Consider the following 24,457-nt stretch of genomic DNA (forward strand, 5'->3'; position numbering starts at 1 on the left):
GGAAGATGAAAAGTCTTTCGACAAAAGATCTTATTAAATGACACGACCTATGGCTGATCCTTCCCAAATGGCTCGTTTGGCATCCAATTCTCCTGCTTCTTTCGCCCCACCGATCAGATGGACCGGGAGTCGCCCACTTAATTCGTGAAACAATTGATCATTGGGGGTTGCGCCTGCCGCGATCACGACGGTGTCTGCAGGTATGAGTCTCTCCTCTTCCCCCTGCTGGATGACCACGCCATCACGTGTAATTTCACGATATGCGATCTGTGTCAGCATTTCTACTCCATGCCGCTTCAGATTGGCCAATACAGCCCAGCGCGTGGTTTTTCCCAGCCCGGTGCCGACGTGTTTCCCACGACGCAGCATGAATACCTGGCGTCCGCTCAGCTGCATTCGCTGTAATGCGCGGGCGTCGAGAATGCGGTAGTCCAACAGGTATTGCGCTGCTTGCGGGCTGATGGATTCGTCCTGAACGAGCAAATGGGACAGATCACAGGCAATTCCTCCAGCACCGACGATCACTACACGCTTGCCTGCCTTGGCTTGCTTTTCAAATACCTGCGCATAGCTGACCACATGCGGCAGATCGATTCCGGAGATGTCGGGACGTCGTGGAATAACCCCCGTCGCGATGACAGCTTCATCAAATCCTTCAGCGAGAAGAGCATCAGCCGAGGCCTTAACCCCAAGGCGCAATTCTACGCCCAGCCGGGCAAGCTGCGTCCGGTAATAGCGCAAGGTCTCGTTGAATTCCTCCTTGCCCGGGACCTGCCTGGCGTAGTTGAGCTGACCGCCGACCTCTTGCTGCTTTTCGAAGACCACCACCTGATGCCCTCGCTCCGCAAGCACCCGCGCCGCCTCCAGTCCTGCTGGGCCTGCGCCTACCACTGCCACCTTTTTCTGTACTCCTGCTGGTACCAGGGCCCACTCCTTCTCCCGGCCTACCGCGGGATTGACCAGACAGGAAGCTACTCTGCCATCAAAGATATGGTCGAGACAAGCCTGATTGCACGCGATGCAAGTATTGACCTCATCAAAACGTCCCTCGGCGCTCTTGCTCACGATTTGCGGGTCGGCAAGAAACGGACGTGCCATCGATACCAGATCACAGCGTCCTTCCTCGAGAATCTCCTCTGCTTGCCGCAGGTCGTTTATCCGGTTGCTCGCAATCACAGGAATGGTTACGGCCTGCTTCACCTGCTGGGCCACCCAGACATATGCGCCGCGCGGAACCATCATGGCAATCGTCGGAACCTTGGACTCATGCCAGCCGATTCCGACATTCAGCGCATCCATGCCCGCCTCCTCAAGCATCGCGGCGAATCGCAGCGTCTCCTCCATGGACGTGCTCTCCGGCATCAAATCGAGACCCGACATGCGAAAAATGACGGGATACTCTTCGCCAACAGCTTGCCGTACTCGTCTAGCTACCTCCAACCCAAAGCGGGATCGGCGCTCGAAATCTCCGCCCCAGGCATCTTGGCGATGGTTGGTGACCGGAGATAAAAACTGATTGATCAGATAACCCTCCGAGCCCATAATCTCCACGGCGTCAAAACCAGCCTTTTGCGCTCGAACGGCACCGTCTGCAAATGCCTGAATCGTCATTTCGATCTCATCTGCTGTCAATTCGCGAGGAGCCCAGCGGTTGATGGGCGCTTGCAAGGGAGAGGGGGCCACCGGATCCAGGCCCGTCGCATCTTTGTACGCGTAGCGGCCTGCGTGGAAGAGCTGCAGCGCAATCTTGCCGCCCTCCTGGTGGACCGCCTTGGTAATCAGCGCCCATGAAGGAATTTGCTCATCCCCACAGACATGGCAATACTCGTCGCCCATTCCCCCTTCCGGTAGCACCGCTGCCCCGCCCGTAACAATCAAACCAGCACCGCCTCGCGCCCGCTGCGCGTAAAAGGCTGCCAATCTTTCTACTCCTGCCTCCAATTTTTCCATTCCAACGTGCATCGAGCCCATCATAATGCGATTTCGCAGCTCCATGCTTCCCAGTTGGACGGGTTCCAATGCCTTTGCAAGTTTCATCGCTTTGACCCCCATTACGAATGAATGCTCATTCATTTCACTTTCCTTTCTTTTTCTCTGCATCCCGCTGAAATTCCTTCCCCCCTTTGTTCCTTATCATGAAATAAACGACGCTTTCCGTATCTTTATACATAAACACACAAAAAAAGCCGAGAATTCTTTCACCGGCTTTTTCCCCCTCAATCTTCCCTATTCAAGCATGCAATCGAATCAATTTCCCCAGGTCTTGCGAGAAGCGATCAAGCAGGCCATTCCACTCCTGTATCGCTTCTTCGGACTCGGTCGCTGGCATTTCTACAAGAAAGTGATAGTCCAACACGATCGATTGTTCTACCGCATACTCCTGTTCCAGGAAGCGCTTTTTTTCATGTAGGGCAATTTCAGGAACGACGACCTTCGCTTGCTCCCAGATGTGAAGCTTCGCCTCGTCAGACAACGCACCGCTCCATTCAATCTCCACTTCTACCTCGCAGCTTTCCTCATCCGGCATGAGAAATAGGTGGATCGTCGCCACTGGCTTGCCTTCCGTTTCTTCTTCCATAAAAGTCAGCGTAATTTCCCGCGTCTCCGTTTCCTCCACCAGGGAGCGCTCCGAGCGCAGCACGATATCGGTAATGATACCCTGCTCGGACAAGAGACCGTTTAGTTGCTCAGTCAGGTATTGCAGCATGCATGAATCCGCCTCTCTTTGTTCCTTCGCCCCCCAGTATACCATGACCAGGGTCAGCATGCAGGAAAAAACCCCTTTCAGGAAGGGGTTGGCGTATTATTGACATTCTTCTTGTTCATAAATTCAGACAGCCAGGCACGGCGCACTTCTTTATTCGGACAGTATCCGAGGACATAGCTTTCTCCCCGCATATATTTTTCCTTGATCCATTCTTTGTGTTTTCTAAAAAAGGCGTGCTGGAAATCGATTGGCATCTGCTGATATTCTTCCAATGCTGAGGGATTCTGGAGAAAGAACTCTTCGTCATATACGAATTCTTCATTGTGCTGGCGGCTGATGAGATACACAAAGGCTATCACCAGGAACAGATTCACCAAAAAAATCGTCATCCTAATCCCTCCAGTCAGATAAACAGTTGTCAGATTAATCTGTCTTGTCGTTATAGTATTATTGTATCACGTCTTTTGTGTTTTCTAAACCTCTCATTCACATGAAACAAGACAAAAAAACACCCGTTCCTTAGAAACGGGTGTCTGTCTGTGCCTTGTCTTGGTTAGGCGTCGGTGTTTGGGTAATATCCTGGCCCACCGGAGAAATAATATCCGGCGGCGGCAATACTTCGCCTTGTGGTGCCGTAGTTCCTGGCGGGGCTGTCTGTTCTTGAGCAGGGTCGGTCTGCTCAGGTTGCCCCTCCACATCTGGAGGTGGAGCCTGTTCATTGGTCTCAACTTCAGTCGGCGGATTCGCTTGATTCGGATCTTGTTGTGGAATCTCGGCCGTATTATTCTTTTCTTGTTTCGGTTCTTGTGACACGGGCTGTTTCTTAGGAGGTGTCGTCTTATTCTTGGAGGATGCAGCTACTGCTTCTTCATTTTTGCCCAGTATCGGAGAATTGTTCAATGTCGCCACGATCTTGCCCGACACGCCCATCTCCGCTTGCAATGAATCGCGGACGGATTCCAGCTTTTCTTTTTCAAGGTATGTATATCCGCCGCTCCAGAAAGCACCATTATCAAGAGCAGTGACGGTATTGGCATTGAATCCTTTGAAGTCGTACGCCAACCCTTTGATCTGATCCTTGGAGAGGTCTGTATGGATATGCTTGGCACCTACATCCATCACAGTGAATACCTTCGTCAACCCTTCCAAAGATCCTACCTTGTCCACAATGGCACGGATGACTTCTTGCTGGCGTCGATTGCGGTCAAAGTCGCTGGAGTAGTATTTCGTCCCGCGATTGTCATGGCGATGGCGCACATAGCCCAGCGCCTGCTCCCCGTTCAATGTCTGAACGCCTGGGTTGAGGTTGATATGAGTGTTGTCTGTCGGGTCGTCATAGACCAGCTTGCGGTCGACGTTGACCTCTACCCCGCCCAGCTCATCGATGACAGCTTTGAAACCATCAAAGTCGATAGCGACATAGTGATCGATCGGAATCCCCAATATCTCGCTCAATGTCTTTTTGGTCAAGGAAACGCCGTCTTCGGTAGGAATCTTGTTGTTTCGCTCAGCTTTGCGACGATCAGCCTCGCCATTTGCATACACGGAGTTGATCTTGTGATAATCGCGATATCCCGGGATCTTTACCCGCGTATCGCGCGGAATGGAGACCATCGTGACCTTTTTTGTCTCCGGGTTCGCTACTGCCACGATCATAACATCCGTGTTCATGGAGCCAGTCTCCGGGCGCGAGTCCATCCCGAGAACGACAAATGACAAAGGCTTCGTAGAGGAGTATGTCGGATCGACATTATTCGATACAGGAGAAGTAAACTGATCATTCGGTTTTGTCACGGTATCCAGTGTGTTGTCAATTTTCCAATAAACAGCTCCGGCCACACCACCGACCAGAAGCAGAACAAACAAGCTTAAAAATACAAACCATCTGCGCAGCTTTCCACTGCGTCCCCTTTTCTTTTTTGGGGGAGCGGAAGCGCGTGTTCGTGTCATTCCTTGAGGTTGAGGCATGTGTATCAGTCTCCTTGTTCACGACGCTTTATCACCAAAAGAGTGGTAGGCACAAACGATTTGCAAGGTTGCCAATCGACAGGAAGTACTAATTTTTTCTTCTGATGGTAAAACTCTGACTCCGGTATTGTACCACATGATTGTCTTCATTTGTAGAAAAATGTTCCTCCTGTACCCAAAATCCCGCGAAATTTTGGAGAACCACAGATGAAATGTCGCTCTTTAAATACGTTATGAATAAACGATATATTTCGGAATTACAGGGATGACGTTATGCTTTTCTAATGCTAGAGTAAGGGAAAAAACAGATACGGAGATGAAACGAGATGAGCGCCCCTGCTGCCAACGCAACCCCCATAGCAAGCGCAGCTCCAACTGTATACAGGATGTTGTTCGCAATCAGCCTCGCTCACTTGCTGAATGACGCGCTGCAAGCAGTTGTTCCTGCCCTTTTGCCCATTTTGGAGAAAAATCTCACGCTTTCTTTTACACAGATTGGCGTAATTATGCTTGTCATGAATTTTACAGCTTCTGTTTTGCAACCAATCGTCGGTTATTTTACAGACCGAAAACCCCAGCCCTTTTTGACCCCAATTGCCCTATTGGTCTCCGGTCTGGGAATGTTCTGCCTTGCTTTTGCCGGCCATTACAGCCTGGTTCTGCTGGCAGTCGCATGTGTGGGAATCGGTTCGGCTGTATTTCACCCTGAAGCTTCACGCTTCGCGCACAAAGCCTCCGGTCCCCGCAGAGGTTTGGGTCAGTCGATTTTTCAGGTTGGCGGCAATGCCGGGCAAGCACTTGCACCACTGATGACCATCCTCATCTTCGCCAATCTCGGCCAGACTGGCGCTTCTTGGTTTTTGGTCCCGGCAGGGTTGGCCAGCATCATTCTCTTTTATGTCGCTACCTGGTACCGCGGCCAGGAACGCTTGGTCAAAACGACTGCCGCTCCTGCCAAGTACAGCTATGGCAACAAGCGCATGCTTGCACTTGGCTTGCTGGTCCTGATCGTCAGTGTTCGTTCCTGGATGCATGTGGGGTATCAAAGTTTTTATCAGTTTTATCTGATGGATTTGAAAAATATGGAATACGCGCAGGCACAATTAGTCCTTTTCGGTTTTTTGCTCGCTGGGGCAATCGGTACATTTCTCGGAGGACCGCTCGCCGACCGTTTTGGAAAGCGGAATGTCCTGATCTTCTCCATGCTGGGTTCCTTGCCGCTGACGCTTCTGACACCGTATGTGAACGGCATCTGGACGTTTCCGCTGCTCTTTCTTACCGGTTTCATCATGCTCTCCAGCTTTTCGGTTGCGGTGGTCTATGCCCAAGAGCTGCTTCCAGGCCGAATCGGGATGGTGTCCGGGCTGATTATCGGTCTCGCCTTTGGGATGGGAGGAATGGGAGCCCTCGCCTTAGGGTATCTTGCCGATTACTCCGGCATCAGCACCGTTATCACCCTCTGCTCCCTGCTTCCATTGGTAGGACTGCTGGGCTTGATGCTTCCTTCTGATCAGACTGTACGCAATTGGACGAAGGAATAAACGGTTGGTCTAAAGAGAACGTTCTGTACAACAGGCGTTCTCTTTTTTGGATCTCCCCTCATTTCTTGATAGGATGGGGAGGTCTTCGTCCGATATGAGGAAGAATAGGTAAAGGATAGGCCCAGCAGCGAGACGAGGATTCGGTTTTCAATCCATAATTAGCGACACGCTCATGGAAGGTGATGGCGATGGCGAAAGTTTTGTTTATCAATGCGGGTTCCGAAGGACACATCAATCCAACCCTAGGTGTGGTTCAAGAACTTATCCGTCGTGGGGAAGAGGTGGTTTACTTTGCAGCGGATCAATATCGTGATCGTGTCGAGTCCACAGGCGCAGAGGTAATCACGTTTGATGTCAACACATTTATCGAGGCGTTCCTTGCCGGAGGAAGAAGCTTTTGGGGGCGTGTAGGTGGACTTTTACGCACCGCCGACATCGTCATTCCCAGTGTCCTGGAGCAAACAAACGGAAAACGTTTTGATTACATGATTCATGACTCGATGTTTGGCTGCGGGCGTATGCTCGCACAACTACTCGACCTGCCGGCAATCAACTCGTGCAGCAGTTTTGCCATGCAACAAAACCTCTTCGGCAGTATGCGGGATTCCCTATCACGTGATGTATCAGCAGACGAGAATGAACGAGCTCAGCAGGAGTTCCAAAAGCTAGTTCATCATGTACAAGCGAAATATCATGTGCAGGTTGGCGGGCCGTTCGAGATTTTCTGCAATCCCGCGCCTTTGACCATCGTCTACACGTCGAAACAATTCCAACCCGACGGAGAAAGCTTCGACAAGTCGTATCAATTTGTTGGACCGTCTATAGCACCGCGCACAAACGGATCATTTGATTTCTCTCGTGTGGACACAGATCAGCTCGTTTACATATCTCTAGGCACCGTTTTCAATCACGCGGTGGATTTTTACAAGCTCTGTTTTGCGGCCTTTGCCGATACACCGTACACCGTGATTCTTTCCATCGGCAACCAAACCCAAATTCAGGAATTAGGAGAAATTCCAGCGAACTTTATCGTTCGGAACTATGTACCACAACTCGAAGTGCTGCAACACGCCAAATTGTTTATCACACATGGTGGCATGAACAGCGCCAGTGAAGGGCTTTATTATGGTGTGCCATTGATTGTACTTCCCCAAGGCTCTGACCAACCTATTGTGGCGCGACGTGTGGCTGAACTCGGTGCAGGCATCCACCTCAATCAGGAAGGATTGGCTGCAGATCATCTCAGGGAGGCGGCGGAATTCGTGTTGAAGGATTCGTCCATTCAAAAGGCATCCTTGGAGATCGGGGAATCGTTTCAAGCGGCAGGCGGGTATCCTCGAGCCGTCGAGGAAATCTTCGCGTATAAGCAAAGTCTTGGCATAACGAAATAATATTCATTCGATAAAAAAGGAAGCTGGAGAAAAACGAAATGTTTTTCCCAGCTTCCTTACTTTTAACCATTAGATCAGGACTGCGACGGGCGCTCCCAGCAATTGCGCCACGACAGGCGGGTAAAATTCTGCAGAGCTGAATAGGCGCCAGCTTCCATCTTCTGTTTGGCCAAACAGACCGAAAATGACCCAATCTGCTCCCAGCGCCTGATTTGCATCCGCATCAAGAGTCAGCTTGATCTTCTCGCCATTTTGCCTTCTCGCCACCCAGCCATCCTGGTCGGTTCCGAGCAAGAGCAGGCCTTCCTCACGAACGTCCGCAAGTCCCGGAGATGGAGTCGCATACAGATGCTGATACGCTTCTTTCTCCAGATGTCCCCGCAAGCGGTAAGCCTCCGGCAACGACTCTTTCAGCTCTGTAAACAAAGGCTGCATCGTCGCTGAGAGCGAAGTTCCATTTTGCTTGTCCAGCCACTTGAAGAAGGCAGACAGGACCGACAAGAGATTGGTCGCCAACGTCTTAGTAACGGCGTCGGTACGGGAGTAAATATCATGGACGAGGAAGAAAGACAGATCCTCGCGTCGCAAGTGTTCCCATTCAAAAGAAGGTCCAAATGCTCCTCTTACAAATGAACGGAAATTGTTCATCACTTCATCGTACTTTTTGACAGTAGCTTCCGACTTGCCTTCTGTCATTTCGTGAACAAAACGGTTCATCTCCGCCAGCCGCTCAGGAAGAATGGTATAGACGCTTTCCGGCAGCCCCTCGATCAATGGACGGCGCAGCAGATTGAATACATGCAGGCTGTCATTTTTCATGGTCAAACGAGGTCGCAGCAGATCCATCCGCATATAACGGGCGATTCCTTGCCCCAATTTGCTGTCTTGCTCCATTTGGGACAGGAGGGAGTCAAGCATCCCCTTCAGTTCCTGATTATCGGATGCCGCTACAAGAACAGGAGGAAGTTCATCCAATGCATCATGGGCGGTGACCAGCCATTTTTCTGCAAAATAGGTTTGCACAGCCCACTGCAGCACTTTCGGCGGCAGCGTTGGTTCACTGGTGATAAACAGGGTTCCTTGTGTCAGCTTGGAACCTGTCGAGGTCAATACCGAGATTGCTTTTTCCTCCACCAGCCCGTGAAGCTGCAACAGACCTGCGATCTCCTCCAGTTCCTCCGGATACCCTTCCAGAAGCACCTGCCCATCCTGCACGAGAACTTCTGCCTGAACTTCATACAACTCCAGCAAGGCATCCCTCAGCCCACGGAACAAATGCTCTTCCTTGCGACTGGCATACACCCAGATTTCCTTGCCGCCATCGCGCTTTTTCAATTCAAAGCTGCGCTTGGACTCAATCATTTTACGAAACTCCTCTGCATCCGCCAAAGGAAAACGGCGCTGCAGCAAGCTATTGGAGCTATGTTCCTGGCGATCGGCTTCATTGCCGAACTGGACAATAAAACGGTATAGAGCCGGAGTGTAGACCCGTTTGGAGGTATCATCAGCAGCTTCCTGCACTTCGGGATGCTGACGCAGCCACTCCATCAACGGCTCTTTGATATGCGGCTGCAAAATGATGCTGCCCGAGAACAGCATATTCCGAAGACCGAGATTCAGCAGACGGCCTACGACAATTTGCCCAGGCTGAACCTGCAAATTGTTGGAGCGCAACAGGTAATGAACTTCTCCGCTCTGTGGCTGACGCACAGTCAGGACGTCACGGTCTACTTCGATAATTTCATACGTATTCAGATGCAGACCGGCAAAGGCACGCCGCAGATCAGGCTCCATTCGACGTCCGTGCTGCTTGATGTAATTCTCAAGCAACGTCGTGTTGCCCGTTTTTTCATCGAGTACAAACCAGTTGAAGAAATGGGCAGCCCATTCGGGACGCATTACACTTTCTTCCGGCAGCCCAATCTCTTCGGCAAAACGGTTCCGCGCCTCGGAAATCGCTTCATTGGTCACATGACCGCCGACAAAATGATTGAGTCGCTCGACCCAGCTCGCGTACTCTTTTTGCAGCTTTTGCTCGTGGCGGCTACGCAGCTCGGTAATGGGCGTGACGACACCGCAGCATTTTTTGTATTTTTTTCCGCTCCCGCAGGGGCATAGTTCATTTCTACCAACAGACATAAGGGAATTGGATCTCCTTTCCAGCCCACGCGGCATGCGCGGGGAATCCTGCACAATCCCCCAATTTTACCGCATTTTTCGTCAGGTGTTCAAGTATTCACGTTTATTTTCATGAGTGATTCCTACATCACCGGGACGTTCCCACTGTTCAATAAAGGTCTCCAGTCGGTTGATCCGCGTCTGAATGCGCTGTTTTTCACTCATGCATGCAGATATTGCGGTGAGCTGGTTCGCAGTGAAGAGTTCCACCACTTCCTGCTCCATAACTTCAAGGCGAATCCGATAGCATGCGACAATCTCCCGCAGCAAGGCAAATCTTTGCTCCAACCGGATCGTAGCGCCCTGGTTACTCATTGCTGTTCACTTGCAGCCAGCACTTGTCGAATGCCAAGCGCGATTTGTTCGTTCTTATGTTTCTCTTTCATCAGGACTTCTATAGCCTGCATATTGCTTTGCTGAAAATGAGCGACTACTTCCTGGGACATTTCTGTATGGCGCAGCTCCAGGCGATTGATCGCTTCCTCCAACAGTTGTTGTACCTCCTGAAATACGGATTGGCTTTGAACATTATTCATGGTATGATCCTCCTTCATCTCTTTTAATACCTGGTGATTTTTCTCATGCTGATTCATTTCCTCTGCAGAAATCATGTCAGGAACCACAGCAGCCGCAACCTCCTGAACAGCTAGGTCTGATTCTGCTTCGTTGCCCGTGACCATGATGTACAATGTGTCTCCATCGATTCGGAAGCGATCATCCAATCCTGGCAGAAAGGCAGCGTCAGCAGCCACCCTTACTTCTTGTTCCAAAAAATGGACGAGTGAGCGTGACGTCACCTGAGTGATGCCATTTTTTTCACAAAAGGCGAAAACCTGATCATTCGCCAGCGTCCATTCCGCCAAAAACCAGCGAGAGTCCCCTTGGAACTGAACAAATCTGGGATCCCGCTCCAACTGTAACAACCGCAACGTCTGATTCCAGCCAAACTGGGTATGTCTGCGAAGCTCTGCAACAATCTGCTCGACAAGCTTCGGAGTTTGGGATTCACGCAAGAAGCGGTACGCCAAATCGTACAATTGGTGGGGCTGGTATGTAAGTTCTACGATTGCCTCTGAGCTTCCAACCCGCACTGGTGTCTGTTCCATCTTCAGCACTGTATCAAGCAATGACCCGCTATCCAGATCTGTATAAGCCACTAGCTCATTCTCTTCCATCCGGGCGCAAATCTCCATGCGGGGAAGGGAGCGTTCGCCGGACCGGAATACCTTCTTGACAATACTTGGTAGGGTATAGGTTGGACGTTTCATGAACTTCTCCTTCTTGTGATCGGCATATTTGGGGGCCAATCAAATGGGAATCAAATGTTGTTATTCTACAAAAAGAGCAAAAATCCTACCAGATGAAAAGTGTTAGGCAATTCCGATAAATGGGGCAGACCAACAGGCTGCGTCACTCTCCCAGCCGTGTTGACCTGCCCCGCTCCAAGACGCTTGATTTCTAGTACCCTCTCCACACCTTGCGCCTGAGGACATTGGCGTACGCCCATTCCTCTTCTCCCATATCGGACAAGGTTTGGCCTATGGCATTCATCTTGCTGTCAATCTGATCGAGGTAGTGGAACAAGACAGCGGTAGGCGTTTTTCCGGATACTGCGCTCCCCCATCCGTTCTCGACTTCACCATGATGGCTAAGAATACAATGCTTCAAGTGCAAGACCTCTGCATCCCCGAGCGGGATCCCCAGCTTGCGGCAGATTCCCGTGACGATCTCCACGCCCATTACCAGGTGGCCGATGAGTTGGCCCGGCGTGGTATAATCGGGCGCGATCGGGTCAGACAGCTCGTATAGCTTGCCGATGTCGTGCAGGATGCAGGTGGCGTACAAGACGTCCCGGTCCACCTGCGGATAGAGCGGCAACAAGCGCTCCGCTGCCGTCAGCAGGGACACGATATGTTCCAGCAGGCCATGATAGTAGTTGTGATGCATTTTAACACCTGCGGGATATTGACGCAGACGCTCGCCGATTTCGCTGTCGCTGATCGCCTCAAGCAGAATGGCCTGCAGCGTCTTGCTCTGCAGGCTGTGGATCACCGACTCCAGCTTCCCCCATAGCTCCTCTGGAGGAATCGGGGAAATGGGGATCAGTGACTCCATCACTACTTCATCTGCTGGCGAGGCTAGCCGGATCCGCTGGATGACCAATTGCTTTTTCCCCCGGTAGCTTTGTACGACGGCATCAATCTTGACCACCGCTTTGACCTGGATCGCCTCTTTGATCTCCGCATTCACATCCCATAATTTTGCCATGATTGTCCCGGAGCGATCACCCAGCTCCAGGTTAAGGTACTCGCTTTGGTTGCTTGCTACGCCTGCTTCCTTGCTTTTGACCAGACAAAACCCGACAACCCGTTCTCCCTCTTGGTAATCCAGTAAATATCTCATCTTTTTTCCCATCCCATATGCCTTATTTGCGGCGAAGTATATCTTTCAATTTCGCGACGATTTTCTGTCCGACCAAATTATCTGCTTCTGTGATGACCTTGGTAATGACTCCCAATACATCCTCTTCTCCGTTCCAATGCTCGCGCACGATCGACTCGTCCACATCAGCCAGAATCCGCCGCAATGCGTACACAGAGAGGATAACGTCATCGAGCAATCCCACCCCGCCAATAAATGCCTCTGGAAGAAAATCGACTGGCGAGATGAAGTAGGCAACCGCCAGACCCGCTACGGCCTTGGATTGTACGCCAACCCTCTTGTCCAGCATCAACCGGGCGAGCAGGACAAACAAGTCTGGAGCCAGAAGGATGTAGCCTGCTGTTTTCTCATTGACCCCTTTTTCCCGAATGAAAGCCTCAATTTTTGCCCGCAGTTTGTCATAGAAGCGCTGATGTTTTTCCGGAAGCTCAATCGCAATCACTTCCGTCACAGGACGAACGACAGGCAGATTGTCTTGTTTTTGTTCTTCTTCCTTCATGATGTTTCCTCCCCTTTTCCTTTTTTCATCCAACTTTTTTGGTACAAATATAAACCCAGCAACAGGAAAAATACGGCGCTCAGGGCAAACAGAGCGAGATTGTGAGAGATCCAGGTGAACACGACCTCCCATCGCTCTCCCAACTGCCAACCCAGGGTTACAAACAGCAAGCTCCATACGAGACCGCCTGTATAGGTGTACAGAATGAAGGTCGGAAATGGGAGGCGGGTAATTCCGGCAAAATACGCAGTGAATTGTCGCACTCCGGTTATGAAATAACCAATCGGCAACGCCCATTTACCGAAGCGATCAAACCAGCTTCTGGTCTTCTGATAGACCTGATAGACGATTTCGAAGCGTTTTCCCACCCGTTCAATCAGGGAATGCCCCAGTGTACGCCCGATCCAATAGGCAATGGTCATCGCCAGAATCGAACCAGAAAAGCAAACCAGAAAAGTAGGCCAAAAATCCAATTTCCCAGTCGATACAAGAAAACCTGAAAAAACGAGCAGTGTCTCTTCCGGCAGCGGCATCCCCAGTATGCCGAGAAAAAACAAGCCAAACAAGGCGAAATATCCATAGTTGCTGATGTACGTGCCAAATACAGAAGAGATCTCTTCCAAAATGGAGTCACCACATTTCCCGCATTTGTCATCTGCCTTTTATTATGCCAAAAGAACTTCCTGACAACAAACCGACTCCAGTCGGAGAAATGCTCCGCCGCTTGGTGTAGTAAAAAAGACCGGATGCGACTTCAGAAGTCACACCGGTCTTTTTTGGCAACATTTCACAAATTAGGCAAAAAAGCCTTTATCGCGCAGTTGCTCCATGATTTCAGCAACAGTCAGGTCTTGTTTCAGCAGATCCATGGTAACCTCTACTTGCTCCGGGGACAGGCCGTTCGCACCCAAGCTTTCTTGAACCAATACCATGTTGGGACGTCGGAAGTATGTTTGCAGAGTGCGCTTCACACGTCCTTCCAGACTTGTTTTCAGCATCAATTCAGTCGTCGACATCTGTACCACCTCTTTCTTCCGTAAGGTCTATGTGCATAACCTTTATTATCATACAAAAACGTCCAAGAATCAACCTTTGCCGGCAAAGACTTCCTGATTAAATTCCGGGCATCAGGTTTCTCTTGTGCTCGGAGATCCGGTGCAGATATTCAATGCGCTCCATCGCCTCTGGCCGCGTCTCCCCTGTGATCAGGAGGCGATCCAGATCTTCATAGGTGAAGCCCATTTCCTGCTCGTCGGTCTGACCTTCCCATAAATCTGCGGACGGCGCCTTTGTAATGATGGAATCCGGAATGCCCAGTTCTTTTGCCAGAATTCTCATTTCGTGCTTGGTGAGGCTCTCTACAGGATTAAAGTCCGCGAGTCCATCTCCGCCTTTCGTCATGTAGCCGACATACACCTCGCTACGGTTGCAGGTATCTGCGACGAGACAGCCTTTTTGGTTGGCGACCGCATACAGTACCGTCATGCGTAGTCGTGCTTTGGTGTTGCCCTTCGTCTTGTCGTCAAGGGGAAGAACGCTCTGGATAGCGGGAACCAGTGCGTCGAAAGCTGGGCCGACGTCTACCGTAACCAGGTTAAGCCCAATCGCTTCTGCCAGCTGCTTGGCATCCGCTTCATGGACTGGCTGGGAATAGGCTGGCATCCATACCCCAATGACTCGCTCGCGCCCCAGTGCGCGCACGCACAAGGCCGCTGTCACCGCGCTGTCGATGCCTCCCGAGATTCCGACTACTACCCCGTTCAATCCAGGTCCGTCGATTTGCTCTCGGATAAACGCCAACCGTTTCTCCACGTCTTTTTTTATCTGTGCCTGGTAATTTGCAAGATGCTCATGAAACTTGTCCACGCTACCTACCCCCAGTAGATTTTTTCCTCCTCATCCTACCATGCGTTTTTGACGGTGGCAATTGGCCCTAAACCAGTCTACACTATATACTATACCGTGTAGCGAACCTATGCGAGAACAAGGAGAGAGACCATGATCATCCTCAAAACACCTGAAGAGATTGAATTAATGCGGGCGGCGGGAAAGATCCTGGCTGCCTGCCACCGCGAGATCGCCAAGATGATTCGTCCCGGTATCTCCACATGGGAGATCGACCAGTTTGTAGAAGCGTTTTTGGCCAAACACGGCGCGACACCGGAGCAAAAAGGTTATTCGGGTTATCCTTATGCCACATGCGGCTCCGTCAACGACGTCATCTGTCACGGCTTCCCGAAAAAGGAACCGTTGCAGGATGGAGATATCGTCACGATTGATATGGTCGTCCGAAAAGACGGCTGGCTAGCAGACTCCGCTTGGTCCTATGCTGTGGGGAATATTTCCGCCGAAGCGAAAAGACTGTTGGAAGTGACCGAAAAAGCACTCTATCTGGGAATTGAACAAGCCGTCGTGGGCAACCGGGTCGGTGACATTTCCCACGCGATCCAGTCGTACGCCGAAGCGGAAGGATATTCGGTCGTACGCGATTTTACCGGCCACGGGATCGGACAGAAAATGCATGAAGAGCCGTATGTTCCCCACTTCGGTCCTCCAGGCCGCGGCCCTCGTCTGAAAGAAGGCATGGTCCTGACAATCGAACCGATGCTCAATATCGGCACCTACCATGCCAAGATCGACGAAGACGGTTGGACAGCTCGCACGCGCGACGGCAAGTTGTCGGCGCAGTATGAGCATACATTGGCGATTACGGCGGATGGACCAGTGATTTTGACCAAACAATAAGTCCGGCAGGGATTGGTGAAAAGGCCCTGACCGGGCTTTTTTCTATGGAAGTGCAGAGTCAAAACATCGAAGCATTGACACAAAATCGCGTCAACTTTACCATGCAAAGTACCAACTATTACACAAAACGTACATTTCAAGTCCGCTTTTCAACAAAGGAGGAAGCAAAGATGGCTCATTCGAACATAGATCAAGGCTCAAGCAAGCAATTGCGCGATATTCCCCTCTCCGTGCTGGATCTTTCCCCGATTGTCGAGGGAAGTACGCCTGCGGAATCATTTCGCAAAAGTCTCGATCTCGCCCAGCATGTGGAGAAATGGGGATTTTTGCGCTACTGGGTGGCAGAGCATCACGGAATGCCCAGCGTCGCCAGTTCCGCCACCTCGGTTTTGATCGGGTACATCGCGGCTGGCACCTCCACGATCCGGGTTGGATCAGGCGGTATCATGCTGCCCAATCACGCTCCACTTGTCATCGCAGAGCAGTTCGGTACGCTTGAATCGCTTTATCCGGGGCGCATCGACCTCGGATTGGGACGTGCGCCCGGTACCGATCAACGGACAGCCCGTGCCTTGCGACGCCATCAAAACGTCGGCGGAGCTGACTTCCCGGAACTGCTGACTGAGCTGCGCGGGTACTTCAAGCCCGCTTCCGAGGGGTCTGCCTCAGGAATTCGCGCCATCCCGGGGGAGGGCCTGTCCATCCCGATCTGGCTGCTGGGATCCAGTGATTTCAGCGCTCAATTAGCCGGAATGCTGGGTCTGCCCTTTGCCTTTGCAGGGCACTTTTCACCCAACTACATCCTGCCGGCCCTGGACGTCTACCGCCATCACTTCCGTCCCTCAGAGGTGCTGGAGGAGCCGTATGCCATGGTAGGGGTAAACGTCATGGCTGCTGACACGGACGAGCGTGCGCAATACCTGTCTACCTCGCATTATCAGTCGTTTTTGCAAATTATTCGCGATGACCGAAAGCCAGTCCAGCCACCGGTAGAAAATATGGATGAGCTGTGGTCAGAGTTCGAGAAGCTCACTGTACTCTCTCAGCTTGGTTCTTCGATCATCGGCAGCCCTCAGACAGTCAAACGGAAGCTGCAAGAGCTGCTCGATGCCACACAAGCCGACGAGCTGATGATCACCACTTCCATGTACGATCACGCGGATCGGCTCCGTTCATTTGAGATCGTGGCGGATATTTGGAAATCGGAATAGCTATAAATTGGAAAGTGGCAGCTGGAATCAACACCAGTCTGCCACTTTTTTTACATGTTATGACCGCTGCAAGGTAGGCTGACATTGGTTCAAAATTTCTTCCAAGTCCTGCACGTCCCGTTCCAGCTCGCGGATATCTTCTTCGATCAGCTTTTTCAGGTGCTGCTTCTCGCGCAGGATTTTGCGGGTCTTTTCCAAGCGCTGATTCATATCGAACACGCCGACATACACTCTCTTTCCCTCCCTATGTAGGTTTTCCACCTTACATGATATGCAGGAGGTTCCATATGTTTCCTGTTTCTTCGCCTGATCTCCTCGTACTTTCCGCTTATTCCTCTAATCTGCGGATCAAGTCATACGGTCTGACTCGAAATGCTTCATAAGGAACGCATCGAGAGTTCCGGGCATCAAGCAAACGGACGCGCAAATGGGGCCTGGTGATGTAGTACTCCAGATTCTCCTCGGTAATTTGAGCAAAAGCCGCCTCGGTCGTTTCACCTTCCGCTGTCTGCAATTGACCCGAAGCGTACTCACCGCGAAACATGACACAAATGCCACCGCTCGTCATGTTTTGATAGACACCTGTAACGCCAAACACTTTCACTGCGATCCCGGTCTCTTCGAATATTTCCCGTATAACAGCCTCTTCCAGGTTCTCCCCCTCTTCCACCATCCCTCCTGGCAGCTCCATCGTGTCTGAGCGATGAAGATTGCGGACTCCTTTCCATACAAAAAAGGACGGCACAGAAATCGCCATCCTTCTTCATTCCTATATCCCTTTATATTTCAGCAATTCTTCCCGCAAGCGCTGTACTTCCATGACCAATGCCCGCTTTTCCAGACGTTCAAGCTGGCTGTCCACATCCGGCTCGGTATGGTAATCGTAGAAGTCGGCTTCGCGGTCATATCTGCCATATTTCTTGTACTCATGGGACCAGTGCGGCTCTTTGGGCATGATTAAAGCGAGCAGGAAATAGATCAGAATCGGAATACCGGTACAAACGGTCAAAATGACTACGCCGATCCGTACCAGCGTCGCATCGATTCGTAAAAATTCAGCGATTCCGCCACACACCCCAAACAAACGCCGATCTGTGCGCGAACGATATAAACGATTTTCTCTCATGACTTCCCTTCCTCTCTACGGTTCCGTGTTTTCCTTGTATCCTCAGGATACCCGACGAACAGAGCCTGCAAAATGGCCCGTAGAGGGATTTGTCCTCCGCCCCTGGACGGAGATTGTTCCAGATGCATGAATAAAGCCGTTTGGGTTCACGCTACCGTTGAGGTGATTTCCATGCCATTCCTGCTCGCGCTCCTCGCCGTCTCCCTGTGGATTGGCGGATGCTCCGCGAAAACCGTACAAGATGAAAGCCTTATCCAGGACCAGCAGCAGTACTACTACCAGCAAAACGTTGTTCGACCGAACGGATCGGAGCCGAATGTAACGCCCTACGGCCCTCCGATCAACGCTACAATCTCTTCGGAGTACGACCGCTGGATTCGTCCAGACGCCGTTTCACGCTACCCCGGGCTGGAATAATCCAGCCCATCTCCTGTTATTTGTCCGCGAGCGGGGCCTTGTATTCGGGACGAGGGCGGTCGAACATCTCGCCCAGGGTAGCATAGGTGTGCCCTGCCAGCCTGCTGACAGGCGAGAAAGCGGCAGCATCGATGCGTCCAGCCTCATAGAGTTCGTCTGCGACATGGACGTGCACGACTTCGCCGATGATCAGATCTGAAGTCACAGGGGAGCCCAATTCGACGATCTGGTGCAGCCTGCATTCAAAATGGATGCGTGATGCCGTCAGTCGCGGGACCTCAAGCCTCGTGGATGGCGATGTCTGAAGCCCCAATGCCTCTACTTCGCTCACATCAGCAGGATAATCTGCAGAAGTCTGGTTTACCGCATCTACATTGTGGACATCTACCATGTTTACGACGAACTGTCCGTTCGCCGCAATGTTGCGAGCGGTATCTTTTGGTACGCTGCCCGGTTTGCGCATGACGGCGACAGACACCATCATCGGCTCGATGCTCGCCACGTTGAAATAGCTGAAGGGTGCGGCATTTACCTTTCCATTTTCCCCGAGCGATGTGACCCAGGCGATCGGACGCGGCACGATGCACCCGATCAACAGCTTGTATTTTTCCTGTCTGGCTAATTCGCTTACCTGCAACTCCATGCAAACACCTCCTGTTCTCTACTCGCGCGGCGGCAGCCAGCTCGCCATATACTCCTCGTCCTCGACCTGCAAAGCCTGGCGTGTCACACGCAACGGCTGGAAGGTATCCAGCATGACAGCAAGCTCCTTCGTCTCCGTCTTGCCGATGCTCGCCTCGATCTTGCCGGGATGCGGTCCGTGGGGGATCCCCATGGGATGCAGCGTGATCGAGCCTTCGAAGACTCCTTTGCGGCTCATAAAATTGCCATCGACATAGTACAGCACCTCGTCGCTCTCGACATTGCTGTGGAAATACGGTGCCGGAATCGATTGCGGATGGTAATCGTACATTCGCGGCACAAAGGAGCAGATGACGAAGTTTTGTCCGGCAAAGGTCTGGTGGACTGGCGGCGGCTGATGAACCCGGCCGGTAATCGGTTCAAAATCATGTATGCTCAGTGCATATGGGTAAAGATAACCGTCCCAGCCCACGACGTCAAATGGATGGAAGTCAAAAAAGTAACTGTACACGACAGACTGCCTTTTGACGCGCACTTCAAAATTGCCTGACTCTACATGGGTGTCCAACCGCTCCGGCAAACGAATATCCCGTTCGCAAAAAGGGGAATGCTCCAGCAATTGACCATGCTCATTGCGATAGCGCTTTGGCGGCACGATTTCGTTTTGGGACTCGATCACAAGAAAGCGGCTTTGCTCGGCAGGAACGATCCGATACGTCGTCCCGATCGGAATCACGAGATAATCCCCCGGCTGATAGGTCAATGTGCCGAAAATACTCTGCAGCTCACCTGTCCCCTGATGCACGAACAACACTTCATCGCCGTCCGCATTGCGATAAAAGTAGTTCATTGGGTCTGTCGGAGCGCAAACGCCCAACACGACATCACTGTTTCCGAGCAGATACTGGCGGCCAAACACCGGGTCCCCGCCCTCTTTGAGATCAAATGTCTTAAAGTGCTGATGCTTGAGATCCTCCTGCTCCACAAATTCCAGACGAACATCTGCGTACTTGCGCGTCTCGCGTACTTGTGTCGGGGGATTGTGGTGATACAGAATCGATTGAATACCGGAAAACCCTTTGGTGCCCATAACCTGCTCGCGGTACAATCCGCCATTCGGCTTGTAGAAGGTAGTATGCCTTTTATGCGGAATTTCTCCCATGCGATGATAGAATGCCATTGATTTCCCCTCTTTTCCGTTTTATTTTTTGATCGAATTGCGCAACACGCCGAGCCGTTCTACTTCCAGCTCGACCACATCCCCCGGCTGGAGCCAGCCGCCCTTTTCCTCACCCAGCTCCAAGATGCAGCCCGTCCCCACGGTACCCGAGCCGATCACATCCCCCGGATAGAGGGGACAATCTGCCGAAGCGCGAGCGATCATCTCGGCAAAGGTATAGTGAATATCGCGGAAATTGCCCCGTGAGTATTCCACGCCATTCACCCGAGCGACCATCGTCATATCGTAGCGATCCCCTTTTGCCCCCGGAATCTTGACGCCCTCCAGCTCATCGGGTGTGACCAGCCATGGCCCCATCGAGGTTGCGAAATCCTTTCCTTTCGCCGGTCCGAGTCCGACTTTTACTTCCTCGAGCTGCAGGTCGCGAGCGCTCCAGTCATTGAGGATCGCGAAGCCTGCGATATGCTCGGCTGCCCGTTCTACCGGAATATCCACACCCGCTTTTCCGATCACACAAGCGATTTCCAGCTCGTAGTCTAGCCGAACAGTAGCTTTGGGCATGTGTATCTCAGCCTTGTGCCCCGAGAACGCTGCCGCATTGGAAAAGTAAAAGACAGGAAAGTCGTACCACTCCGGGATCATTGCCAAGCCCCGTCGGGAGCGCGCCGTTTTGACATGCTCTTCAAAAGCGTAGAAATCCCGAAAACTTCGGGGTCTGGGAATGGGAGGGCCGAGCAGCAAGCTCTCCAGCTTTAGGCCGGCGTGGCTGTTCAGCTTCTTCTCCTGCTCCATCTTGTGCAGCAGAGCCCGCCAATGCTCCCAGTTCTCCATTAGCCCTTCCATCGTGTCGGGGGCATCGGGCATAAGCTGGGCCACATCCCATACCCATTCCCCATCAGTAAGCCCAGCCCGATACTGTTCTTCCTCTCGATGCCGATACGATAGCAACTTCATCTGATTTTCTCCTCCATTTCCTGGCCCTCCTTATCGCAGACGAATGCAAAAAGCCCAGCTTACCCCCAAGCTTGCATCGGAGGCATGACAAATCAGGGGTACCCCCATTGTCAATCGTTCCGAAACAAAGCCTCAGGCGCAAGCTGGGCCAAGTCTGCTAACATGAAGAAGATCCTTGCGGGATTTCCCCCACAGACAGCCAGCTATTGTCGAGTGTTTCATTCGTTATGGTCTATAGTTATGATCTTATCGAAAACGCTTCCATTTTTCCAGAGGGAAAATGGCATTCGGGCTTATCAGGAAAAAAATCGTTTCAACAGGTGCTGCATATCAGCAGGCAACGGTTCGCTCCACTTCATTTCCATGCCAGTGCGAGGGTGGACAAAAGCGAGCTGGGCTGCATGTAGCGCTTGTCTGCCGATATAGGTCCTCGCCCCTCCATAGAGATCATCTCCTGCCAAAGGATGCCCTTCATGGCTCATATGCACCCGGATCTGATGCGTCCGTCCTGTCTCCAGTCTCAGCTCGACATGGCTCATGCCGTCACCCCGCGCCAATACGCGAAAATGCGTGACCGCTGTCTGGCCATCCTCCCGCACCTGCCGCGTGATGAACGAATTCTCTGCCAGACCGATTGGGTGATCCAACACACCTGCATCCGTTCTGACAATCCCCTCGGCAATCGCCTGATAAATCCGCGTGAGGCGGCGCTCTTGCTGCATGCGGCTGAACTGCTCATGCGCCCACTGATTTTTCGCGACGATCAGCAAGCCAGAGGTATCCTTGTCCAGTCGGTTGACGGCCCTGAATCTGCGTTTCTCCCCGCGCTTTTGCCAGTATGCGACCACACCATTGGCGAGAGTGCCTGCAGGATGATTTCCTGTCGGGTGGACGACGAGCCCTGCCGGCTTGGCAATTACCATCAGGTCCTCATCTTCATAGCGTATCGTGAGCGGCATCTCCTCCGGCAGCACCGCTTCCGTCTCTTCTTCATCGACCAGTACGGCGATCTCATCCCCGGTCTGGACCTGTTCATTGACAAAAACAAGCGCTCCGTTGCGCGTGATCAATCCGTTGAATTTCGCGCGAACCAACAGACGCCTCGAGACCCCGTAACGCTTTTGCAGGACGTCACGGACTGTCTGTCCCGCATCCGCATCATCTGCCGTAAAACGTATCAATTCTTCCCGCATGCTGTCTCTCCTTTACGGTCATCCCTGAACCTCAGTATAGTAAAGAAAACCTGGCTATGCCAAGTCTTGGCGGGCCAGGTTGCGTTTTCACAAACGTGAAAGATTCTGATGGTACAAAAAAGCAGCCTATCGTCTCCTTTACAGGAGCTGGCTGCTGGCGTTGCTTTTCACTTCAATGACAAAGGCATGACCGGCGTCCCCCTGGTCCCACTGGGCACGTACGTCATACAAATACCATCCCGGCTGATCGGGAGCCTTCCATTGGTTTCCGTTTTCTACCGCTTGCTCAATTTGACTGGAACCGACCCACTGATAGATGCTTAAGGATTTTTCTACCGGGGGGAGATCATACGAAATGGTGATGACAGCGCCTGGCTTCACTTGCATCGCTGCAGGTTTCTTTTCTGCTATGACCTCCGGGGGAGCGGCGGTATCCACACAGGTTCCCGTATTTTCATAGGTCCAGCAATAAGACGTCGGAACGGAAACAGCCGACTTGTCTTTCCACGAAATCAAAGGTGTCGGTGGTGTGGAGAAAGCCTGCTGGGTTGGTTTATTTTCCAAAATCTGACATCCCACTAAAAGAAGAACAGATGCCAGAAAAACACAAAGCGCCGACTGAATTCTGTACATGCCATCACCTCTATCGTAAGACGCAAAAAAGGTCGAATTCGTTTCATTCGACCCGATCCCTTTTTCTTACTTTCCTTACATGTTTGTGGAGATTGAGGATGATGCTCCCATCTTTTCCAGGTAAGCGTCCAATTGCTCTCCCGGATTTTTCACAGGCTTGCCGTGGCATACCTCCAGATGCAATACATGCAATTCCCTCAGGATTTCACTGCTTCTCAAGGCTTCTCCCATATCGGCGGTAAACATCGGCATCGGCCTGTGCAGCTTCCCGGCTTTTGACGTGAATAAATCACCGCCAAGCAAGACGCGATCCTGTTCATGGTAGTAGACGACGTGCCCTGGGGAATGACCCGGTGTAAAATAAGGACGCAATGCCCCAAAAGCGGTCAACTCACCCAGTTCGCTCTGCGGCAGTGGACGCGCTAATCCCTGTTCGACGTTTTGTTCCGCCTTTTTTCGCCGTGGATAGATTCGCTCTCCTACCATATAGGGAATCTCGATCTCATGAGCATAGACCGGGACTTGACGCTGCTCCAGAATGCGCTTGATCGAGCCGACATGGTCGCTGTGTCCATGGGTCAGGAGAATTTGCTTCAGTCTCCCCAGTTGCAGCCTTTCGAGATTTGCAAGAATTCCTTTTGCCATAAAAGGCATTCCCGCATCGACCAGCGTCACTCCATCCGGCTCAGCCACAAGCCAGACTCGGCATGGCAACAACAGCCAGGATTGAAGACTCCAGATATGCTCCGACACTTGTTCTGCTTTCAAATACGCTTCCACCTCCCTGAATAAATACTCCAGCTAAAACGAATCGTTTCGCTGCATAATGAAGAACGTGTAGCCATAATACGCGGAGTATTTGCGGTACATATCTATTTCCTGTTCAGTCTGATCCAGGCATTCGGCCATCAACTGAGTAATCGGGGTCCTTGTCCTCAATTCAGCTACCCTTGCCTCCAGCGGCGTATAGTAATGGGTCCACCAATCCGCTTCCGGGAGAGTAAAGCTATGGAGCAGGGTATACCCCTCGTCTTGTGCGACTTGCTCGGATTCTCGCACACTTTTCATCGCTGGATAATGATTTGCCCAAAATTGTGCGATCTCTTCAGGCGGATCATCCTTCAGCCAGGTCAGCTCCGATACGACCAGGTATCCATTTGGCTTCAGGAAAGCCTTCCACTCGCGCAAGCCTCGTTCAAACCCGATGATGTAGATCGCCCCTTCAGACCAGATCAAATCAAAGCTCTCTCGCGCAAACGGCAACGCAAACATGTCCCCGCTCACCGTAAGGATTTTCTCGCCAATCCCTGCAGCCTGCTTCCTCTTTTCCAACTCTTGCAAAAATGCCTCTGTCTTGTCGAGCGCCGTGATCTTCCCCTCTGTCAGCTCCGCGATTTGCAGTGTTTGCATGCCGGGTCCACAGCCGATATCCAGAATCTGCGGAAAAGCCGGAAGCTCTGTCAGCAGGCGGAATGCTTTAGACGTGCTCTCATTGCTGCCTGGCGCTTCGCGTGGCAGATCCTGATGGATTACAAAAAATGGATGTTGACTCAATGCAACTCCCCCCACTATCATGGCGAACCGAAAAAGAACCCTCTTCGCTCGCTTTTGAAGAGGGTTCTTATGGATC

The 24,457-nt window shown here is 51.8% G+C and carries 27 protein-coding genes; 5 read left to right on the plus strand and 22 right to left on the minus strand.

Annotation, left to right across the window (positions count from 1 at the left end; all coding sequences use genetic code 11):
• Positions 1-33 precede the first annotated feature (33 nt).
• From T458_RS44960 to T458_RS44975, 4 genes are all read right to left on the minus strand, one after another.
• Complete coding sequence (locus T458_RS44960) at positions 34-2,037, minus strand: FAD-dependent oxidoreductase (RefSeq protein WP_031305965.1); 2,004 nt, start codon at positions 2,035-2,037, stop codon at positions 34-36.
• 193 nt (positions 2,038-2,230) lie between these two features.
• Complete coding sequence (locus tag T458_RS44965) at positions 2,231-2,767, minus strand: hypothetical protein (RefSeq protein WP_023557658.1); 537 nt, start codon at positions 2,765-2,767, stop codon at positions 2,231-2,233.
• Positions 2,768-2,784: 17 nt separating this feature from the next.
• Entirely contained in the window at positions 2,785-3,096 is a 312-nt protein-coding gene (locus T458_RS44970) for a hypothetical protein (RefSeq protein ID WP_023557659.1), read from the minus strand.
• A gap of 130 nt (positions 3,097-3,226) precedes the next feature.
• Positions 3,227-4,675, minus strand: a complete 1,449-nt coding sequence (locus T458_RS44975; RefSeq protein ID WP_023557660.1) for an LCP family glycopolymer transferase — start codon at positions 4,673-4,675, stop codon at positions 3,227-3,229.
• A gap of 326 nt (positions 4,676-5,001) precedes the next feature.
• Here T458_RS44975 and T458_RS44980 point away from each other — a divergent pair, with 326 nt between their 5' ends.
• A complete protein-coding gene (locus T458_RS44980; RefSeq protein ID WP_023557661.1) occupies positions 5,002-6,216 on the plus strand; it encodes an MFS transporter in 1,215 nt (404 codons plus the stop codon).
• Positions 6,217-6,404: 188 nt separating this feature from the next.
• A complete protein-coding gene (locus tag T458_RS44985; protein WP_023557662.1) occupies positions 6,405-7,607 on the plus strand; it encodes a macrolide family glycosyltransferase in 1,203 nt (400 codons plus the stop codon).
• A gap of 69 nt (positions 7,608-7,676) precedes the next feature.
• On the opposite strand, the gene T458_RS44990 is transcribed toward T458_RS44985, so the two are convergent.
• From T458_RS44990 to nadE, 8 genes are all read right to left on the minus strand, one after another.
• Positions 7,677-9,746: a YecA family protein gene (locus T458_RS44990; RefSeq protein ID WP_023557663.1), complete on the minus strand. Its 2,070-nt coding sequence runs from the start codon at positions 9,744-9,746 to the stop codon at positions 7,677-7,679.
• 81 nt (positions 9,747-9,827) lie between these two features.
• Positions 9,828-10,100 carry a hypothetical protein gene (locus tag T458_RS44995; protein WP_023557664.1) on the minus strand — a complete coding sequence of 91 codons (273 nt, stop codon included), beginning with the start codon at positions 10,098-10,100 and terminating at the stop codon, positions 9,828-9,830.
• Complete coding sequence (locus T458_RS45000) at positions 10,097-11,053, minus strand: hypothetical protein (protein WP_023557665.1); 957 nt, start codon at positions 11,051-11,053, stop codon at positions 10,097-10,099. The genes T458_RS44995 and T458_RS45000 overlap by 4 nt, the downstream gene beginning before the upstream one ends.
• A 190-nt stretch (positions 11,054-11,243) precedes the next feature.
• Positions 11,244-12,188, minus strand: coding sequence for a 3'-5' exoribonuclease YhaM family protein (locus T458_RS45005; protein ID WP_031305968.1), 945 nt, complete (start codon positions 12,186-12,188; stop codon positions 11,244-11,246).
• Positions 12,189-12,210: 22 nt separating this feature from the next.
• Positions 12,211-12,726: a YkvA family protein gene (locus T458_RS45010; protein ID WP_023557667.1), complete on the minus strand. Its 516-nt coding sequence runs from the start codon at positions 12,724-12,726 to the stop codon at positions 12,211-12,213.
• Positions 12,723-13,349, minus strand: a complete 627-nt coding sequence (locus T458_RS45015) for a DedA family protein (protein WP_023557668.1) — start codon at positions 13,347-13,349, stop codon at positions 12,723-12,725. The genes T458_RS45010 and T458_RS45015 overlap by 4 nt, the downstream gene beginning before the upstream one ends.
• A gap of 171 nt (positions 13,350-13,520) precedes the next feature.
• Complete coding sequence (locus tag T458_RS45020; protein ID WP_023557669.1) at positions 13,521-13,742, minus strand: hypothetical protein; 222 nt, start codon at positions 13,740-13,742, stop codon at positions 13,521-13,523.
• Positions 13,743-13,839: 97 nt separating this feature from the next.
• Positions 13,840-14,592, minus strand: a complete 753-nt coding sequence (nadE, locus tag T458_RS45025; protein WP_023557670.1) for an NAD(+) synthase — start codon at positions 14,590-14,592, stop codon at positions 13,840-13,842.
• Between the two features lie 132 nt (positions 14,593-14,724).
• Between nadE and map the strand changes: the two genes are divergently transcribed.
• Together map and T458_RS45035 are read left to right on the plus strand one after the other, a co-directional pair.
• Positions 14,725-15,471 carry a type I methionyl aminopeptidase gene (map, locus tag T458_RS45030; RefSeq protein WP_023557671.1) on the plus strand — a complete coding sequence of 249 codons (747 nt, stop codon included), beginning with the start codon at positions 14,725-14,727 and terminating at the stop codon, positions 15,469-15,471.
• Between the two features lie 170 nt (positions 15,472-15,641).
• Positions 15,642-16,682: an LLM class flavin-dependent oxidoreductase gene (locus T458_RS45035; RefSeq protein WP_031305969.1), complete on the plus strand. Its 1,041-nt coding sequence runs from the start codon at positions 15,642-15,644 to the stop codon at positions 16,680-16,682.
• Positions 16,683-16,739: 57 nt separating this feature from the next.
• On the opposite strand, the gene T458_RS57265 is transcribed toward T458_RS45035, so the two are convergent.
• From T458_RS57265 to T458_RS45045, 3 genes are all read right to left on the minus strand, one after another.
• Positions 16,740-16,913: a hypothetical protein gene (locus T458_RS57265; RefSeq protein WP_023557673.1), complete on the minus strand. Its 174-nt coding sequence runs from the start codon at positions 16,911-16,913 to the stop codon at positions 16,740-16,742.
• A 97-nt stretch (positions 16,914-17,010) separates the two neighbouring features.
• Positions 17,011-17,439 carry an NUDIX domain-containing protein gene (locus tag T458_RS45040; protein WP_023557674.1) on the minus strand — a complete coding sequence of 143 codons (429 nt, stop codon included), beginning with the start codon at positions 17,437-17,439 and terminating at the stop codon, positions 17,011-17,013.
• Positions 17,440-17,451: 12 nt separating this feature from the next.
• Positions 17,452-17,808: a PspC domain-containing protein gene (locus tag T458_RS45045; RefSeq protein ID WP_023557675.1), complete on the minus strand. Its 357-nt coding sequence runs from the start codon at positions 17,806-17,808 to the stop codon at positions 17,452-17,454.
• A 126-nt stretch (positions 17,809-17,934) separates the two neighbouring features.
• On the opposite strand from T458_RS45045, the gene T458_RS45050 reads away from it, so the two are divergent.
• Complete coding sequence (locus tag T458_RS45050; RefSeq protein ID WP_252989839.1) at positions 17,935-18,225, plus strand: hypothetical protein; 291 nt, start codon at positions 17,935-17,937, stop codon at positions 18,223-18,225.
• 16 nt (positions 18,226-18,241) lie between these two features.
• Here T458_RS45050 and T458_RS45055 read toward each other — a convergent pair whose 3' ends face one another.
• The 7 genes from T458_RS45055 to T458_RS45085 all read right to left on the minus strand — a co-directional run bounded on the left by T458_RS45055 (position 18,242) and on the right by T458_RS45085 (position 24,381).
• On the minus strand, positions 18,242-18,868 hold the full coding sequence (locus T458_RS45055; protein ID WP_023557677.1) for a flavin reductase family protein: 627 nt from the start codon (positions 18,866-18,868) through the stop codon (positions 18,242-18,244).
• 18 nt (positions 18,869-18,886) lie between these two features.
• On the minus strand, positions 18,887-20,047 hold the full coding sequence (locus tag T458_RS45060) for a homogentisate 1,2-dioxygenase (RefSeq protein ID WP_023557678.1): 1,161 nt from the start codon (positions 20,045-20,047) through the stop codon (positions 18,887-18,889).
• A gap of 21 nt (positions 20,048-20,068) precedes the next feature.
• Positions 20,069-21,001 (minus strand): fumarylacetoacetate hydrolase family protein, encoded by a 933-nt coding sequence (locus tag T458_RS45065; RefSeq protein ID WP_023557679.1) that lies wholly within the window; start codon positions 20,999-21,001, stop codon positions 20,069-20,071.
• 296 nt (positions 21,002-21,297) lie between these two features.
• Positions 21,298-22,194, minus strand: coding sequence for an RluA family pseudouridine synthase (locus T458_RS45070; RefSeq protein ID WP_023557680.1), 897 nt, complete (start codon positions 22,192-22,194; stop codon positions 21,298-21,300).
• A 138-nt stretch (positions 22,195-22,332) separates the two neighbouring features.
• Positions 22,333-22,758, minus strand: coding sequence for a hypothetical protein (locus T458_RS45075; protein ID WP_252989840.1), 426 nt, complete (start codon positions 22,756-22,758; stop codon positions 22,333-22,335).
• 144 nt (positions 22,759-22,902) lie between these two features.
• Entirely contained in the window at positions 22,903-23,595 is a 693-nt protein-coding gene (locus T458_RS45080; protein WP_023557682.1) for an MBL fold metallo-hydrolase, read from the minus strand.
• 33 nt (positions 23,596-23,628) lie between these two features.
• Positions 23,629-24,381 carry a class I SAM-dependent methyltransferase gene (locus tag T458_RS45085; protein ID WP_023557683.1) on the minus strand — a complete coding sequence of 251 codons (753 nt, stop codon included), beginning with the start codon at positions 24,379-24,381 and terminating at the stop codon, positions 23,629-23,631.
• Between the last annotated feature and the right edge of the window lie 76 nt (positions 24,382-24,457).

Source organism: Brevibacillus panacihumi W25 (assembly GCF_000503775.1).
GTDB classification, from domain to species: domain Bacteria; phylum Bacillota; class Bacilli; order Brevibacillales; family Brevibacillaceae; genus Brevibacillus; species Brevibacillus panacihumi_A.